The following is a 16,870-nucleotide window of genomic DNA, read 5'->3' as shown; positions in this document are numbered from 1 at the left end:
GTATTCGGCCCGGTTATCACGATCTGCGTCGCATGCACTGAGGGACGGGGAGGCGGTGTGCGATGATTGCGGCGCCATGACAGCCACCATGCCCTTCCGCGCCGTACGGGCCGCCGCGTTCGCCGCGGTCTCGGTGGCGCTCGGCGTCGGGGCGCATGCTGTCGGCGGCGGTTCGGTCTCCGTGGTCGCCGTTCTCATGGCCCTGCTCATCGCCTTCCTGCCCGCGCACGCCCTCGCACGGCGTGAGCGGACGCTGGCCGTGATCCTGCCGGCGCTGGTGGCCTCGCAGGCGGCGCTCCACCTGCTGTTCTCGTTCGCGCACACCCTGGAACCGAGCGTCGCCGGCTCCGCGATGAGCGGCGGGCACGTCCATTCCGGGTTGGTGCCCGGCCTGGGCATGCTGGTCATGCACGCCTGGGCGGTCGCGCTGACGGCGGTCTGGCTGGCGCATGGCGAGGCGCTGCTTTGGGCCCTGCTGCGCCGGCTGGCCGTCCGGCTGCGGATCGTGTTCGCCGTCTTCCTGAACCCGGCGTACGGCGCGATCGTCGTCCCGGTGATCGAGCAACGGGTGGTCGCGCGGTCGGTCCTGCTCGGCCATTCGATGGGTCGGCGTGGCCCTCCTGGCACCGTTCGCACTGTTCCTGCCTGACCGGAATCTGGTCGGCGGGCCCTTTCTGATGTGACCGGCACCCCGGTAGTGGCGGGGTGCGTCCGGTGTGCGCTCGCGCGCGCCGAATTCGTTCAGTGCAGCGGTACCAGTACCGGCTCTCAGCCGGGTGAAGGGATCTTCATGTTCTCCCGCGTCATGCTCGTCGTTCTCAGCCTGGGCGCAGTGACGGCCACGGCGGCCTGCGGCTCTGAGGAGGCGTCCTCCGTCTCAGCGACTGCTTCGCCCGTTGCGGTGGCGGCCTCCCCGTCGTCCACCTCTGCCGCGCTCAGCATCACCGACCCGTGGGTCAAGACCGCCAAGAAGGGGATGACCGCCGCTTTCGGCACCCTGGTCAACAACTCCGATTCGGACATCACCGTCATCGCCGGCAGCACTCCCGCGGCACCCATGGTGGAGTTGCACGAGGTCGTGGAGTCGAAGGGGAAGATGGTCATGCGGCCGAAGGAGGGCGGTTTCGTGGTCCCTGCCCACGGCTCCCACGTCCTGCAGCCCGGCGGCGACCACATCATGGTCATGGACGTGCCTTCCGAGATCAAGCCAGGGTCCGAAGTGCCGTTCACGCTGGAGCTTCAGGGGGGCGGCACCTACACTTTCACGGCTCTGGGCAAGGACTTCGCCGGAGCCAAGGAGAACTACCAGCCGGGCGCCGACATGGGCGGCATGAATGAGTGAGCGGCATGATGAAGCGGAGCGTCTCCCTCGCCCGCGTCTGAGCCGCAGGGCGCTGCTGTCCGGCGGCGCCGTGGTGGCCGCCGCCGCAACGAGCGGGGCCGTCGTGGCGCGGGCGAGCGCCGACACCGACAACACGCGTACGGCCGGCCGTACCACCGGCTCCGACGTGAACTCGCCCCAGGCGACGGCGGTGGAGCCGTTCTACGGAGCCCACCAGGCCGGTGTCGCGACGCCGCCGCAGGCGCACGCCGCGTTCGTGGCGTTCGACCTGCGGGCGGGCTCGGACCGTGAGAGCGTGGCGCGGCTGATGCGCGTGCTCACCGACGACGCCCGGCGCATCACCCAGGGACAGCCCGCGCTCGCCGACACCGAGCCCCATCTGGCCGTCCTGCCCGCCCGATTGACCGTCACCTTCGGCTTCGGACCGGGTCTGTTCGCCGCCACCAAGACCTCCGATCAGCGGCCGGAGTTCATCGCTCCCCTCCCCGCGTTCGGCATCGACCGGCTGAAGAAGCGGTGGACAGGCGGCGACCTGCTCGTCCAGATCTGCGCGGACGACCCGCTCACCGTTACCCATGCGCTGCGGGTGCTCGTCAAGGACGCCCGGTCGTTCGCAAAGGTCCGCTGGACCCAGCGGGGCTTCCGGCGGGCCGCGCACTCCCAGCAGCCCCACACCACCCAGCGCAACGTGATGGGACAGCTCGACGGGACCGTCAACCCCGTCGCCGGCACACCCGACTTCGATCGGGCGGTCTGGTTTGCCGGGGAGCAGGAGTGGCTGCGCGGCGGGACCACCCTGGTCCTACGGCGCATCCGCGCGGAGATGGAGACCTGGGACGCCGCCGACACCGTGGCCAAGGAGTTCACGATCGGCCGCCGCCTCACCGACGGCGCTCCGCTCACCGGCGCCCGCGAGCACGACGAACCGGACTTCGCGCGGCTCACCCCCGCCGGGCTGCCGGTCATCTCCGAATACGCCCACATCCGGCGAGCACACGTGGCCGACCCCGGCACGCGTATCCTCCGTCGCGTCTACAACTACGACGAGGGCGTTTCGCCCGACGGCACCGCCGACACCGGGCTGCTGTTCGCCTCCTACCAGGCCGACATCGCCCGGCAGTTCATCCCGGTACAGGAGCGACTGGCCGAGGCGGACCTGCTGAACGAGTGGACCACACCGATCGGTTCCGCCGTGTTCGCCATCCCTCCCGGCTGCGACCCCAATGGGTGGATCGGAGAAACCTTGCTGTCATGACGCGGTGCCGGCCAAGGCTCCTGATGGACCCCCGTGGCGACGCCACGGGGGTCCATCACGTCAGGCAGCGTGATCCCGAGTCCGCACGGACTTCGACCGTGTCCAGTTCGCTCCTGTGATCCTCGGTACATCGCGGACCTATGCGTTCAAAGGGCTGCTGCGCTGCGGCCTCTGTCAGCGGTCCATCAAAGGGTCCTGGACCAACAACCGGTCCAACTATCGGTGCCGCCAGGGCATGTCGCGATACTGGCGCTGATCGCGGTGGTCGTGTCGTTCAGGCACATGCACGAGCTCTGCCTTCGCCACTGTGATGACCACCTCGCGGCCAGCAGGAAAACGCCGGCGATCGTCGTACAAGCGGTACAGGGCGGCGAAAACGGGCATACGGCATGGCGAGCCGATGCCGCCGATGGCAGGCGGCAGCCCGTATCAGAGAACGGAGACGGCCGGAGGCGGACCGCGCCGGGCGACCACCACGACGAAGTCGGAGCGACGAGGGACCGGGAGAAGAGGTTCTCCCAGGGGGCGGGGAGAGGGCGGGGCGATGTCGACCAGCGCACCCGCGAGGACGCGCAACACGGCCCGCAGCCCGCGCACCGGAGTGACGGCCAGATGCACGATCATCGCCAGGGCCGACTCACCGTGTTCCAGCACCCAGGCGGACAAGATCGCCATCGCGGCATGGATCAGCAGCATTCCCAGACCGGTGCCGTGCTCACCCGTCCACGGCGACGGCGACGCGTGCGCGGCGCCGACAGTGAACAGGTGGTGCATCCCGTACTGCGCGCCGAAGGAGGCGCTCAGCAGGGCACCCATGCCCCGCTGACGGCCTGCGAGCAGGAACGCGCCCAGCCAGGTCAGCGCCATTGCGGCGACCAGGGTTCCCCCGCGCACGGGAGCCCCGCCGGCCAGCATGTGCAGAGCGGCCGAGACCAGCACGCACGCTACCGCGAACACCGCGGCACGTAACGCACGCAGGGACGATCCGCCGACATGCACAGCGCAATCGTCCCTGTCGATCCTCAGCGGCATCTTCACAACGGCACTGAACGATCAGGTCACCGCACTGCACCCGTGCAAGGGCGTGAAGACACCGACCGTGCCGAAGAAGCCGCTACGCATCGTCTCCCTTGAGGAGTTCGACAAGCTCTACTTCGTCGCGCTGCCCAGCCGAGGAGGCTCGGCTCCTGGCCGAGACCGCCATCGAGAGCGGCATGCGCCGGGGCGAGCTCACCGAGCTCCGAGTCAACATCGCGCCGAGCGTCGGTCCTCCGGCAAGGACAACCCCCGCCGGCCACGCCGCTGGGACACCGACGGTCACATCCCCCGCCGCTGGTTCCGCGACCAGATCTGGCGACCGGCCCTGGCAGCCTCAGGCCTGAAATTCAAGGTCAAAATGCACGACCTCCGCCACGCCCACGCCTCCTGGCTGCTTGCGGGCGGCGCCGACCTCCAGGTGGTGAAGGAACGTCTCGGCCACGGCAGCATCTCCCACCACGGAGAAGTATCTCCACACCCTCCCCGGCGCCGACGACATCGCCCTCGACGCCCTCGCCCGCACCCGCTCACGATCTCGCCGGTGACGAGAGACGTGGCACTTCCACCACCAGCGCTGGTACTCCTGTGCCAGGTGGGCGGCGGAGGTGGCGGCGTGCCGTCGATGTGGTCGGTGTCGCGGATGGGGCGTTCGAAGGCGGAGACGAAGTTGACCGGTTGGTCGTCGCGGACCACGACCGCCACCAGGCTGGGGCGGGTGCGGTGGGCGAAGGAGTTGATGCGTCCGGTCGGCATCGACAGCGCGAACGCTTCGGCGAACCGGCCGACTGCCTCGATCGCCGCCTCCAGGCTGCCGAGGTTGTCGGCGAGCTGGTGGACGCCGACCGTGGCGTAGCGATACAGGGTGGCGGCGTTGGATCCGACGTTTCCGATCACTCCCGCCCCGGATTCGTCGGCTTCGTTCTCGTCGTCGACGGCGGTGTAGCAGTCGGATTCGATCTCGACCGGGTGGGTGGAGTTGGCGTGGGCGACCTGGGTGGCGGCGTCGACGTTCAGGGAGGGGATGTCGGCGGCCATCCTGCCGAACAGCGCCACGCCCATCGGGTGGCCGCTCTTGAGCCGGTCCGCGACCGGCAGGTCCTTCGTGGCCGCCTTCAGCTGCTCGTCGTCCAGCTGCCGTAGCCGAAGAACAGCAGGTAGGCGGTGTCGCCGGCTTTCTTGCCAGCCTTGATGCCCAGCGGTTCCAGCAGCGCACCGGCGATCCTGGCCGCCGCCTCAGCCTCGATACCTGTGCGCGATTCGATGCGCTCGGTCAGTTGCCCGGCGATGCGCTTGGTGCGGGTGCTGTGGTCGGCCTCGGGCAGCTTGTCGTCGAAGGCCCGCCGGGTGGCGCGCTTCCAGGCCTGCGACGACACGCGGGCGGCGCGCCCCGCCGAACCGGGCCTCTTTCGGATTGCCCTGGTCGTCCCGGTCGATCAGGCCCCGCAGCCGGATCAGCAGCGCGTCGGGGGTGGTGGTCGTGGCCGCCGCCTCCACCCGATCGTCGATCGCCTTCTGGCGATGGCGATGCGAGCTGGTCCGACTCGTTGGTGCCGCTTATCATGGGCCGGCCGGCGAGGCCGCAGTTCGCGTCAGGGGTAGTCGCAGACAGTCCGGTAACCCGTGCGGGGCAGCGCTTCAGCCCTGGCACCCAGGACACCCGCAAAACGCCACCCCTGCCCGCTGGGGTGGACACCTGTTCGGTCTGAGATCCTGGGCGGGCCGACGCCGGCAGCGATGGGCGCGGCCAGCCACAGCGAGGACCAGATCGGCCAACTGTGCGCGCTCCGCCTGTTCCGGCGGAGACAGCGATCAAACACGAAACCTGGACACCGTATCCCGAAGATCATTGACGAGGTGTAAAGACACGTCTCAGGCCAGGCGTACGGTGTCGGGCCTGGTGGTGCCCGGTGCGGGAAGCACCGGGCACCACCGGGTGTCTTACTCCACCCGGGCTTCACGGGCGCGCATCAGGCGTGGGTCAGGTACGAGCCTGCGGCCTGTGCCGACGGCCGGCCAGGGGCGGGTGCCGTCGCGTGGGGTGCCGGAGCCGGGTGCCGGGGCACGGTGATGATCAGCTGTACCACGTGTGCTGGATCACACCCCTGCTGGTGACGAACACGTCCATTCTTCCCAGTCCCCAGGAGAGGGCCGGGAAGCCGTCGCCGGGGACGTTCAGCCAGTTGGACCAGCTGCCGTTCTCGTACCTCTGGTGCCGGAGCCCCCAGCCGTAGACCCGCGTGACAACGTCCAGCCGGCCGGGTCCCGGGGAGGCGATGGACGGCTGGACCCTGTCCGCAACCGGGGCGGTGACCCAGGCGGACCAGGTGCCGTTCTCGTACCACCGGCGGAGTATCGTGCGGCCGAAGGTCCCGGCGACGACGTCGATCCGGCCGGGCCCCCAGGAGACGGCCGCCGGCGGGGACCCCAGCACGCCGCCCAGGTTCTCCCAGGCCGACCATCCGCCGTTGCCGTAGACCCGGTGTCGCAGGGCGCTGTCGGAGCCGCGGACGAACAGGTCGAGGCGGCCGGGGCCCCAGGAGGAGACGGCGGGGGTGTCAATCAGTGACACTCCGCCTAGCTCCTCCCAGGCCGACCAGCCGCCGCTGCTGTCGTACCACCGATGGATCAGGATCCTCTCGGAGCTCACGGCGAAGATGTCGAGGCGGCCGACTCCCCAGGAGACGGCGGCCGGCGACGACATCAGGTTGCCGCCCAGATTCTCCCAGTAGTACCGGCGGCCGTTGTCGTACCACATGTGCTGCAGGGTGCCGTCGGAGCTGCGGGCGAAGAGGTCGAGGCGGCCCGGCTCCCAGGAGGCGGTGGCGGGGGTGTCCTTGTCCTGCAGGTCCTTGCCCCCCAGGTTCTCGTAGCCGGACCAGCCGCTGGCCGCCACCGTGGCGTCGGTGGCCGAGTTGAGGCCGGCGGGCTGTGCGGCCTGCGCCGTGGGCGCGATGAGCGTGGCGGTGAGTAACGCGGAGAGGGTGGCGAGGATGACGGACAGTGGGTGTCTCAGCATGGTGCTCTTCCCTGGATCTGCGGACATTGTCCGCCGTCGGGCACATCGATGGGTCATACAAGTAACCGGCAGTCGTCCGGCCGACCGACGACTTCCGCAAGCACTGATGCGCGGGCCGCGATCTCCCGTTCGCCGGCCTGCTGGAGTGGCCGCTGCCGCGACCGAGGCCCAACAAGCTGGACGATCTTGAGTTGCTCTGGAGGCAAGGCCGCAGGAGTCTGGGAGATGGCTCCGGTGCGGGCCTGAGGCATGCGCGAGCGGCGTGGGAGTCGGCGTTGTCGCCTCGTGATCGGGTGCTCCAGGCCAGGCTCATGATCGCTGGCCCGGAGAAGAGGGCATATCGGTCAGTAGGTGGTCCAGTCGCGGTTGAACCAGCGGCGGATGCGGCTGGAGCCGAAGACGGACTTGTCCGCCGCGGACGTCGCGGACGGGTGGTCGAATCGGCCGTGTGGGCGTTCGCCCGTCTTGAAGGTCACTTCGACGCGGGCCACCTGGCCGTGACCGAACTCGATGTAGCAGACACCCGTCCCGTTGTAGGCCGCGGCGGACTCGCCGCGGCGGTGCCGGGCGATGATCTGGTCGGCGGCGACCGCGGCCTGGCCTTCGGCGAAGACACCGGCCTTGGGGGTGCCGACGCTGGTGACATCGCCGACCGCGTAGACATCGGGGTAGGCGGTCTCCAGCGTGTGGGGGTCTACGGGGATCCAGCCGTCGACGCACATCCCGGAGTTCAGGACGACGTCGGGCGCCCGATGGACGGGCACGCCGAGGAAGAGGTCGAAGGGGATCTCTCCACCGTCGGCGAGTACGGCCACCCGGCGTCGCGGATCGAGGGCGCGGACGAGGCGATCGGGATGCCAGGCGATACCACGTTCGGCGAACGCCGCCAGCAGCGCCTGCGACGCCGCCGGGGACGGCGGGATCGGCGCGCCCAGCGGCATGACCAACGCGATCTCGGAAGTGTCGCGCAGGCCGCGTTCCACCAGGAAGTCGTGAACCATCAGCGCGGTCTCGCTCGGCGCGGGCGGGCACTTGAACGGGGTCGAGGTCACCCCCACGACGACCCGGCCGCCGGGGAAGTCGCGCAGGACGTCCCGGACCGCGAACGCGCCCTCCACGGTGTAGAACTCGTGGCCCGCCTCGACGAGGCCCGGCGTCGCCGCGGGATCGAGGTCGGCGCCGAGGGCGACGACCATCACGTCGGCCTCGAAGGGCCCCGCGTCGGTCTCGACGCGCCGCCGCTCGGGGTCGACGGCGCGGATGGTGGTCTGGACGAACCGCACGCCGGGCCGGACGACGTCCGCGTAGGGGTGCCGCACCGCCTCGGCGGTGGTGCGGCCGAACATCACATCGAGCTTGGAGAAGCCGAAAACGAACCCCTCGGACTTGTCGATCAAGACGATGTCGGCGTCGTCCCCCAGTTCCTCCGAGAGCCGGGCCGTCAGCTCCAGGCCACCGAAACCGGCGCCGAGCACGAGGATCCGCATGATCTTCGCTACTTTCCTGAGATTTCCTCGAATCCGTCAGATCACTTCGGCTGAGGAACGATCCGAAGGTAGGGCTTGGGCTCGTCCCAGTCGCCGAAGAGGTCCTTGGCCTGGTCGTTGGAGACCGATCCCGCGATGACGACGTCCTGGCCCTGCGTCCAGTTCGCCGGCGTGGCCACTTTGTGTCTCGCGGTGAGCTGCAGGGAGTCGATCACTCGCAGGATCTCGTCGAAGTTGCGGCCGGTCGTCATCGGATAGAGCAGGATCAACTTGATCTTCTTGTCCGGGCCGATCACGAAGACGCCGCGTACGGTCTGGTTGTCGGCGGCCGTACGGTCCGCCGGGTCCCCGCTGACGTCCGCGCCGAGCATCCCATAGGCCTTGGAGATGGCGAAGTCGGCGTCACCGACCATCGGGTAGTTCGGCGCGGTGCCCTGGGTCTCCTCGATGTCGGCGGCCCAGGCGGCGTGCTTGTCGACCGGGTCGACCGACAGCGCCATGATCTTCACGCCGCGGCGGTCGAACTCACCCTTGATCGCAGCCATGTAGCCGAGTTCGGTCGTGCAGATCGGGGTGAAGTCCTTGGGGTGCGAGAAGAGCACGGCCCAGGAGTCGCCGATCCAGTCGTGGAACCGGATCACGCCGTCCGTGGTGGCGGCGACGAAGTCGGGGGCGGTGTCACCAATGGTCAGGCCCATCGTCGATCTCCATTCGAGAGGAGCGTCCTGCTTCCGGGTGAAGCCGGACGCTCTGTCGTCGAAGACACTAGGACGGCCGCGTTCCCTGAACGTTCCTTCGCTGGAGGCCGTCCCGCACGCTGTTCGCCTGAGCCGTCGCCCGGTCGGCCCAGAAGGAGTGCCCGGCCTCCGCGTAGAGCGCGGCCGCCGACTGGAACCGCTCGCGGGCCGCGTACGGGTCGCCGTCCGCGACCGCGGCGCTCGCCGCCGCGGACTCGGCCATCGCACTCCAGGCCGAGCTCGCGAAGGAGCCGGCGAACTGGGCGGCCGCCGCGGCGTGGGCGTGCGCGCCCTCCCGATCGCCGACCAGGGCGCACGCCTGGGCGCCGACCGGGTGGAGTAGCGCGCTGCAGGTCGGGCAGTCGCCGTAGCGGGCCGCCGCGCTCTGGGTCGCGCGTACCGCCCGGAGCACCTCCTCCGGCCTGTCCCGCTCCAGGGCGGCGAAGGCCGCGGTCGCATGCAGCCGGGCCCACGCATGGCGCGCCATCGGGGTGACGGTCGCGATCGCCGCCGCGCGCTTCAGATAGATCGCCGCGTCGTCGTGCGCGCCCCCGCAGGCGGCCAGTTCCGCCCGCCGCAGCCACGGCAGCGCGACCGAACGGCTTCCCAGCGGCGCGTACAGCTCGCAGCTCCGTTCCAGGCACGCCTCCGCCTCGTCCCATTGGGCACGCAGCAGCAGCGACTCGCCCAGCAGGCACCAGGCGAACGCCTGCGCCGGGATCGCGTCGGCTCGCTCAGCGATGGCCAGCGTCTCGCGGGCGTACTCCTCGACGTCGCCGGCGAGCCCGTCACCGTAGAGCTGGTATTGGCTGAGACAGTGGTTGAAGTCGCAGAAACGGGCGACCCGGACCCCGAGCGCCACACCGGCGAGCCCTTCGATCTGCGCCTGCAGCCCTGGCCGCCAATCCCCCTGGACGTGCGCGATGAACGCCAGCGCTTCCAGCGCCGCCGCGACGTCGGCCGAGTCTCCGTCGGCGCGGGCGATGGCATGGGCCCGCTCAGCGAGGTGGCGTGCCGTGGCGAAGTCGCCGCGTTCCCAGGCAAGGTTCGCTCTCAAGCAGACGAGCCGCCCATGCTCGGCCTGGTCGGGCGCGAGGCCGTCCGCGGCGGCCAGATGCGGTTCGGCCTCGTCGGGCAGGTGCTGCATCAACCACGCACTCGCGCATTTACGGTGGATGCGACCGGCCACCGCGGGATCCGCCGAGTCGGCGAGGGCCTGGCCGAACGCCTTAACTGCCCCCGCCGGATCGCCAGACTGCACCCGGAGGTCGCCGACCCGTTCCCACAGGTCCGTTGTCAGTTTCGGATCGGACGTCTGCCCGCTGTTGATCTCCTCGAACTGGCGTTGCGTCTCCGGACGGGGCTCGACGCCGAGTTCCGCGTCGAGCAGCTCCCGCAGGCGCGCGTACTGGCGTCGTGCCTCGTCCCGGCGGCCGGCCAGCGCGTACAAGCGCATCAGCCAGGCGTGCGCGTCCTCCCGCAAGGGATCGGCCGCGACCAGCTGCTGCACCGCCCGTGCCGCGCGGTTCAGCTCGCCTCGCGCTTCCAGCAGCGCGGCGAACTCCTCGACGACGCCCAGCCAGTCGAGCCGAAGCTCCTCCCGTGGCGCCGCGGCCCAGTCCTCGTACAGGTCCTCAGGAAGCAGACCGTCTCGATAGACCTCGATCGGGACCCGGTACGCGTCGGGCTCCCTGGACCTGCGGGCCACGGCCACGAGCGACCAGTAGTCGGCCACATCCACCGAGGTCCCATCAGGCAGGCACAGCAGATCCCCGACCGACACGATCAGCTCGTTCCCGTCGTCGGTACCAAGACTGCGCCGTGCGGAATGCAGCGCCTTGCGAAGATTCGCCCCCGCCGCCCGCTGGTCGAGTTCCGGCCACAGCGCCTCCATTATCTGTTCCCGCCGCAGCCGGTGCCCAGGTGCCAGGGCGAGCAGCTTCACCAGCGCCGCGGGCTTCCGTTGGGACCACGCCTCCGGTACGACAGGCACCCCTCCCACCGAGACCCGAAAACCCCCGAACAGCCCGATCCGGAAATCCATTACATCGTTCCAAAGGAAGACGCGATCAGCACGATGCAGATCATTTCACACACATCCCTGAATCGCGCCCGTACGCACTAGCCTCGATCTTTCGCGCCCATCCGGTGGCTGGCTGATCGGTTCGGCTGGAGTGTGAAATCGCGACCATGGTCAGGGTGGTGGCCCGGCTGTCGCGCCGGGTGGGCGGGGTTCCACGGGCCCGCGGTGGTGTCCTTCCTGAGTCGTCGGGATGATTTTGCGCTGGTCAGGTCGGTGCCGGTAGTGCCTGGAGCCGGGTGATAGCAGTGACCAGCTGGCCGGCCCAGGGCCATGACGCGGCCACCCGTAGGCGGATGCGCCGTCCACCGCGGACCAGGCGGGCGGCGACGGCGAACAGGCGCAGCCGCAGCCGTTTGGGCTCATACCGGCGAGCGGGCCCGTCCAGGGCGAGCATCTGCATCCAGTCGATGAGCTCGCAGGCCAGAGCGACGATCTCCATCCAGATCTGGTTCTGGTCGAAATCGTGCAGGGGCAGGTTGCGCAGGCCGGTGTCCTTGGCGGCGCGGATGCGGTCTTCGCAGCGGGCGCGGCGCCGGTGCCGTAGCTCCAGGTCGGCGAGCTGACCCCGCTTTGTGTTGGTAACGAAGCAGGTGAAGCGGTGCCCGTCGATGTCGGTGAAGCGCAACTGGGCGCCCGGGTGGGGGCGCTCTTTGCGCACGATCAGGCGCATCCCCTTCGGCCAGCCGTCCAGCTTCACCAGGCCGGTCAGCTCGGCGACCCACGCACCGGGGCCGGACCTGGCCGCCTGCGTCGTAGGCGGGCGTCCACGCTTGGGCGGGCAGGGCAAGGATCGCGGCCTGGACCTCCTCGGTGAGGGTGAACCCGATGGAGTACGACAGTCGCCGCCCGGGCCGGGTCGGCCAGGACAGGAACTCGTGGGTGCCGCCGCCGGAGTCGGCGCGGATCAGCACCTGCCGGCGGCGGTGTTCAGGGAGTTGGGCCAGGGCCAGGCGGGTCGCGGTGATGTGGTCGGCGGCGGTGTTGGACCCGGCGTTGCCGGGCCGCAGCAGCAGGGCCAGTGGTTCCCCGCCACCGCCCGCGCCGTGGTCGGCGAAGACCGTCATCGGGTGGAACCCGAAAGTCTTCTTCCAGGTCGGCGCGGCCTGTTGCTTATCGGAGTGGGCGATGACGATGGTCGCGTCGATGTCCAAGGGGATCAGCTCCCCGTCCGCGCCGGGAGCGGCGTTACCCGCCAGGGCCCAGGCGCGCTGCCGGGCGGCGGCACGTGCGGCGCGGATCGCCTTCAACGCGCGGACGGGGTCGGCGGCCAAGCGGTCGATCAGCCGGGACACGGTCGGGTCGGAGGCGATCGGCCCGAACACCTCCGGCTGGGTGCGCAGCATGGCGATGTCGGCCAGGCAGTCCCCGCCCAGCGCCAGCGTGAGAGCCAGATCAGCGACGACCTTGCCGGGATCGTGCACGGCCCGGGACGGACGCCACCGCTCCAACTGCGCCAATAGCTCCCTGCCCAGGCCGGTGACCCGCAACGTCTCCCGCAACAGCAGCCCACCGGCCTGCGAGACGAGTCCCGGACCGTCTGCGGACACCACGATCTTGCGTCGGGACGCGATAGTCTTCACTCGGAAAGTGCCTTCTGAACTGGTGCGGACAGGACTCTCGACAAGCCCAATCCTCCCAGTTCAAAGGCACTTTTCTCATGTAAACGATCAAGCCCGCTCAAATTCACGGTGAAAGCCCGAGGCTAACTGCCCAACTGCAGGCCCGAACTCCGCCGCCTGGCTTGGAAATCTCAACCGCAGCGCTGTACTGACTCGAACGTGACCTGTTGCCTTCGGCGCTCTTGAAGGGCTGCCCGTCCTGGAGTTCCTGCCCAGCGTGCTCCACGCCGCCAACGGGTGCCGGTGTCTGTTCGAATCGGGGGTGCGCAGCAGCGTCGACGTCATGATGGAGCTAGCTTGCCGTATCAGGCAACGTTCGCCTCGTTGTGAACTGCCGTCCGGCTGCTGCGCCGGACGGCACCGAACCGCCATGATGAACGGCGTGGCTGAACGCGTGCGGGTCCGTGAGATCGACGACGACGAGGGACGGCGGCTGCTGCGGACCGTCCGTCGGGGCAGCGGGTCGGTGGTGACCTGGCGGCGCGCGCAGATGGTGCTGCTGTCGGCCCAGGGCATGCCCGTACCGAAGATCGCTGAGGTGACCTTCACCAGCCCCGACCGGGTCGCGATGTGATCCACAATTTCAACACCGACGGCTTCGACTCCCTGCAACCCAAGTACCGGGGCGGTCGGCCCAAGACCTTCACCCTGCCCGAACGCCGCGAAATCAAGAAGATCGCCAAATCGAAGCCGACCGAGCACGGCCTGCCGTTCTCGACCTGGAGCCTGGCCAAACTGGCCGACTTCCTGGTCGCCGAGGGGGTGGTCGACGACATCAGCCACGAGGGCCTGCGCATCCTGCTCCGCGAGGAAGGAGTCTCGTTTCAACGCCTGAAGACCTGGAAGACCTCCCACGACCCGGACTATGCCGCCAAGAAGGCCCGCATCGAGCACCTGTACGCGATCGTCGACGGCGAGGTCATACCCGAGGAAGGCGAACCCGGGGTCGTCTTGTGCGTGGACGAGTTCGGGCCGCTCAACCTCCAGCCCCACCCCGGGCGGCACTGGGCCGAGCGCGGCGGCCGGCACAAGGACCCCGACCGCCGGCCCCGGCCGCGACGGCGGGCCGCCTACACCCGCCAGCACGGGGTCCGGCACCTGTTCCCCGCCTACGACTTGGGCAAGGACAAGCTGTACGGGCACATCAAGCCCGTCAAGACCCGCACCCGGTTCCTGGAGTTCTGCCGCTACCTGCGCAGCCTGTACCCGCCCGAGGTGCGTATCGCGATCGTGTGCGACAACTTCTCCCCGCACCTGGGCACGAAGAGAGACGGCCGGGTCGGCGGCTGGGCAGGAGCGAACAACGTCGAGCTCGCCTATACCCCGACCAACTCCTCGTGGCTGAATCGGATCGAGGCCCAGTTCACCGCGCTGCGCTACTTCGCCCTGGACGGCACCGACCATGCCAGTCACAAGGAGCAGGGCAGCATGATCCGCCGCTACATCATCTGGCGCAACCGCCATGCCGACGACCGGCGTCTACGCGCCGTCGTCGACAGGGCGAACGTTGCCTGCTACGGCACTAGATACACCACTCCAGCGGAGGTGAGTCGGCCCACCGGTCAGCGCTTTCCCATGGGGGCCGGCAAGGTGGCAGTCGAGCCAAGACATCGCAGGTCTACCGCACGGTCCTGGCATAGCCACCTGCGCTCATGCCGAACCGCCGCCGAAAGTGCCGGTTGAGCTGGCTCTGGTCGCAGTAACCGAGCTCGGCGGCGGTCTCTGCCACGGGGCGTCCCGCTGCCAGCATGGACTTGGCGCCGGCCAAGCGCAACAGGGTCCGGTAATGGTGCGGTGGAACCCCGTAAGCCTGCCGGAAACTCCTGATCAAATGGCGTTTGCTGCAACCGGCGACTGCCGCGAGGTCGTCGAGCTTGATGTTGGAGTTCAGTTGGCTGTGGAGCATCTCCCGTACTTGACGAAGCGCTCGAGGACGAAGTGTCGGACTCGCTGCGCCGGGAGCATCCGCATGCCTGGTGAGCAGGACGTTCAGCAAGCGGATCAGCGACGACTCGAGATCCAACTCGTCCTCGCCGTGCGCCAAATCCCTGTGCAGCGCAGCGATGCCGTCGAAGAGGCCGCGGTCCGAATAGGTCACCTCGTGAAAGCGCGGCCGGCCTGTGCCGACCGGCATGAGATCGGCGTCGAGGAACATCAGTTGCACAATGGCCTGGCCGTCAGCGGCGGCTTTGTCCTGTTCGAGGCAGCTCACGACCTCATGGGGCTCGATCACCGTCACCGCGCCAGGAACAGGGGGACTCTGGGTTCGCCCGAGGTACTGAAAAGGGGGTGCGGAGCCACCATGCGTGATCTTGACGGTGTACCCGCCGTTCACAGCGGTCGGGAAGTCACCATCGGCAGCGCGCACAACCAGGCTCTCGACTCCGAACCGTGCTCTTCTGCGACGCCCATCGGTTGCGGACTCAGCCATGTCACTTTCGCCCTAGTTCGGTTTGTTCGATTGATCTTACAGTTCCCGGTAGACAAGTGCACCCGTCGGGCTAGGGAGGCATGACAGTCGATGGTTGAGCCAGTCGTCCTCCCCCTGCCGCAAGACCGCGGGACGAACACCTGACGAGATCTGTGCACCGCCGCGGAGATCGCCGTCCACACCGACCCAGGTGCCGGGCGGCCGTCCCTGGCCCATCAGGCTCGCGGCCACGACCGCCGATTCCATGCCTACCGCCAGTTACGACAGGCGCTATGTCGACACCGATCTCGAAAGGGCTCCGATGAGCAAGCCGTACAGCGACGCCGCCAACATCCCGGTCAACGCGTCGCAACCCGTCCTCACCTACCACCCGGTCACCCTCGACGTTCCCGGCCGGCCCGTGCCGCTGGAGGTCAAGGTGTCGATCCCCGCGACCGGCACCGACCTGCCGCTCATCCTCCTGTCCCACGGGCACGGGCTGGCGAACTTCCTGTCCTCCTACAACGGCTACGGGCCGCTGGCGAACTTCTTCGCCGCCCACGGGTTCGCGGTCATCCAGCCGACCCACCTGGACTCGACGGCCCTCGGTCTGCGCGACACCGACCTCAAGGACGCGCCCCTGTTCTGGCGTGACCGCGCCACCGACATGCACAACATCCTCGACCGCCTCGACGACATCGAGGCCGCCGTCCCTGGTCTTGCCGAACGGCGGATCGACAGGGACCGTGTCGGTGCCGTAGGGCACTCTCTGGGCGGCAACACCGTCTCCCTCCTCCTCGGAGCCCGGATGCTGGACCCGGACGACGACCGGCCGAAGGACCTCTCCGACTCCCGTGTCAAGGCGGGAGTGCTCATTGGAGCTCCGGGCATCGGCAACGACGAGCACTTCGCCGAGTGGGCCAAGACGAACTACCCGGTGCTGTATTACACCGACTTCGAGCAGATGACAGGCACCGGCCTGATCATCGTGGGCGATCAGGACCTCAACCCCAACTTCTCCAATCGGCTCAGCTACCGTGCTGACGCTTACTCGGCCAGCCCCGGCGGCAACAAAACCATGGTGACCATGTACGGCGCTGGTCACATCTTCGGTGGCATATCCGGATATGACGCGGCGGAGACGAACGACGAAAATCCCGAGCGCGTGGCGACTCTACGGGCTCTCGTGTGGGCCTACTTGCGCAGCCAGCTCTACTCGGCCGACCCGTCCTGGAAGAACGCGGTGAACGCCCTGGAGAACGGTGAAGACCCGATGGCCCAGGTCGAAACGAGGTAGTTCCGCGCGGTGGGCGGCGGTGCGACGGCCGCCGCCCACCGCACTTCATCGCACCGAGACCTTCCACCCCAGCACGGATCGCCCAGGAGCAACCGCCATGTGGACCACGTTCGCCGCAACCGTCGGCGGAAGCGCCGCCGGCCTCACCGGCCTCACCTTCATCGTTGTCGCCTTCCGCTTCGACGTCGTCGCCACCTCCAAGGAATACCGCAACCGCGCCGCGCAAACCGTCTCCCTGTTCCTGACAACCACAGTCACCGCATCGCTGGTCACCCTGCCGCAGCCGACCTGGGCACTCGGGGTCGAGCTGTTGGTCGCCGCAGCGGCAAGCGCAAGTCTGCTCTCGGTGCTCGACCACGCAGCCCGCCGCGGCACGTCCCAGCATGCGCGGCCCATCCTCGTCGTCGCGCTCGTCGTGTTCGCGGCAGGTATCGCCGCCGCCGGACTGTTCGCCACCGTCGGCTCCACCAACGGAATGGGCTTCTACGCCGCGAGTTCGCTGCTCGGCCTGATGTGGGGCGTCTACGGGACGTGGGTCTTCCTCACCCAGGCGGGCACAGATCAGATCAACAGGTAGCAAACGTGC

General features: G+C 68.9%; 15 protein-coding genes and 2 pseudogenes. 8 read left to right on the top strand and 9 right to left on the bottom strand.

Translation table 11 applies throughout. The features are described 5' to 3' along the window. Positions 1-76: 76 nt before the first annotated feature. The 3 genes from ACQPZZ_RS16385 to ACQPZZ_RS16375 all read left to right on the top strand — a co-directional run bounded on the left by ACQPZZ_RS16385 (position 77) and on the right by ACQPZZ_RS16375 (position 2,597). On the top strand, positions 77-649 hold the full coding sequence (locus tag ACQPZZ_RS16385) for an MFS transporter (protein WP_432932938.1): 573 nt from the start codon (positions 77-79) through the stop codon (positions 647-649). A gap of 141 nt (positions 650-790) precedes the next feature. Then, positions 791-1,342 carry a copper chaperone PCu(A)C gene (locus ACQPZZ_RS16380; protein ID WP_432932936.1) on the top strand — a complete coding sequence of 184 codons (552 nt, stop codon included), beginning with the start codon at positions 791-793 and terminating at the stop codon, positions 1,340-1,342. Further along, complete coding sequence (locus ACQPZZ_RS16375; RefSeq protein ID WP_432932934.1) at positions 1,335-2,597, top strand: Dyp-type peroxidase; 1,263 nt, start codon at positions 1,335-1,337, stop codon at positions 2,595-2,597. The genes ACQPZZ_RS16380 and ACQPZZ_RS16375 overlap by 8 nt, the downstream gene beginning before the upstream one ends. Before the next feature lie 429 nt (positions 2,598-3,026). On the opposite strand, the gene ACQPZZ_RS16370 is transcribed toward ACQPZZ_RS16375, so the two are convergent. After that, the gene (locus ACQPZZ_RS16370; RefSeq protein ID WP_432932933.1) at positions 3,027-3,554 is read right to left on the bottom strand and encodes a hypothetical protein; all 528 of its coding nucleotides are present in this window, start codon (positions 3,552-3,554) and stop codon (positions 3,027-3,029) included. On the opposite strand from ACQPZZ_RS16370, the pseudogene ACQPZZ_RS16365 reads away from it, so the two are divergent. Then, positions 3,511-4,032: pseudogene (locus tag ACQPZZ_RS16365) on the top strand (hypothetical protein); the annotation flags it as partial. The gene ACQPZZ_RS16370 and the pseudogene ACQPZZ_RS16365 sit on opposite strands and share 44 nt — an antisense overlap. On the opposite strand, the gene ACQPZZ_RS16360 reads toward ACQPZZ_RS16365, so the two are convergent. The 7 genes and pseudogenes from ACQPZZ_RS16360 to ACQPZZ_RS16330 form a co-directional block, all read right to left on the bottom strand. After that, complete coding sequence (locus ACQPZZ_RS16360; protein WP_432934417.1) at positions 3,915-4,751, bottom strand: type I-E CRISPR-associated protein Cas7/Cse4/CasC; 837 nt, start codon at positions 4,749-4,751, stop codon at positions 3,915-3,917. The pseudogene ACQPZZ_RS16365 and the gene ACQPZZ_RS16360 overlap by 118 nt on opposite strands. Then, positions 4,748-5,008 (bottom strand): type I-E CRISPR-associated protein Cas7/Cse4/CasC, encoded by a 261-nt coding sequence (locus ACQPZZ_RS16355; protein WP_432932931.1) that lies wholly within the window; start codon positions 5,006-5,008, stop codon positions 4,748-4,750. The genes ACQPZZ_RS16360 and ACQPZZ_RS16355 overlap by 4 nt, the downstream gene beginning before the upstream one ends. A gap of 698 nt (positions 5,009-5,706) precedes the next feature. Beyond that, positions 5,707-6,651 (bottom strand): hypothetical protein, encoded by a 945-nt coding sequence (locus tag ACQPZZ_RS16350; protein WP_432932929.1) that lies wholly within the window; start codon positions 6,649-6,651, stop codon positions 5,707-5,709. Between the two features lie 344 nt (positions 6,652-6,995). Beyond that, positions 6,996-8,138: an NAD(P)/FAD-dependent oxidoreductase gene (locus tag ACQPZZ_RS16345; protein WP_432932927.1), complete on the bottom strand. Its 1,143-nt coding sequence runs from the start codon at positions 8,136-8,138 to the stop codon at positions 6,996-6,998. Between the two features lie 41 nt (positions 8,139-8,179). Next, positions 8,180-8,836 carry a peroxiredoxin gene (locus ACQPZZ_RS16340; RefSeq protein WP_432932925.1) on the bottom strand — a complete coding sequence of 219 codons (657 nt, stop codon included), beginning with the start codon at positions 8,834-8,836 and terminating at the stop codon, positions 8,180-8,182. Between the two features lie 67 nt (positions 8,837-8,903). Continuing rightward, on the bottom strand, positions 8,904-10,868 hold the full coding sequence (locus ACQPZZ_RS16335; protein ID WP_432932923.1) for a BTAD domain-containing putative transcriptional regulator: 1,965 nt from the start codon (positions 10,866-10,868) through the stop codon (positions 8,904-8,906). Between the two features lie 295 nt (positions 10,869-11,163). Then, positions 11,164-12,538, bottom strand: a pseudogene (locus tag ACQPZZ_RS16330) (IS1380 family transposase). 421 nt (positions 12,539-12,959) lie between these two features. Here ACQPZZ_RS16330 and ACQPZZ_RS16325 point away from each other — a divergent pair. After that, positions 12,960-13,151, top strand: coding sequence for a hypothetical protein (locus tag ACQPZZ_RS16325; protein ID WP_432932921.1), 192 nt, complete (start codon positions 12,960-12,962; stop codon positions 13,149-13,151). Then, a complete protein-coding gene (locus ACQPZZ_RS16320; protein WP_432932919.1) occupies positions 13,148-14,260 on the top strand; it encodes an IS630 family transposase in 1,113 nt (370 codons plus the stop codon). The genes ACQPZZ_RS16325 and ACQPZZ_RS16320 overlap by 4 nt, the downstream gene beginning before the upstream one ends. Here ACQPZZ_RS16320 and ACQPZZ_RS16315 read toward each other — a convergent pair. Then, the gene (locus tag ACQPZZ_RS16315) at positions 14,196-14,816 is read right to left on the bottom strand and encodes an AraC family transcriptional regulator (RefSeq protein ID WP_346230975.1); all 621 of its coding nucleotides are present in this window, start codon (positions 14,814-14,816) and stop codon (positions 14,196-14,198) included. The genes ACQPZZ_RS16320 and ACQPZZ_RS16315 overlap by 65 nt on opposite strands. A gap of 436 nt (positions 14,817-15,252) precedes the next feature. Between ACQPZZ_RS16315 and ACQPZZ_RS16310 the strand changes: the two genes are divergently transcribed. After that, positions 15,253-16,284: an alpha/beta hydrolase family protein gene (locus ACQPZZ_RS16310; RefSeq protein WP_432932917.1), complete on the top strand. Its 1,032-nt coding sequence runs from the start codon at positions 15,253-15,255 to the stop codon at positions 16,282-16,284. A gap of 97 nt (positions 16,285-16,381) precedes the next feature. Continuing rightward, a complete protein-coding gene (locus ACQPZZ_RS16305; RefSeq protein ID WP_432932915.1) occupies positions 16,382-16,861 on the top strand; it encodes a hypothetical protein in 480 nt (159 codons plus the stop codon). The last annotated feature ends 9 nt before the right edge of the window (positions 16,862-16,870 follow it).

Source organism: Microbispora sp. CA-135349 (assembly GCF_050947365.1).
GTDB lineage: Bacteria > Actinomycetota > Actinomycetes > Streptosporangiales > Streptosporangiaceae > Microbispora.
Note: the sequence above shows the minus strand (reverse complement) of the source record. Positions and strands in the feature narration are given on the sequence as shown.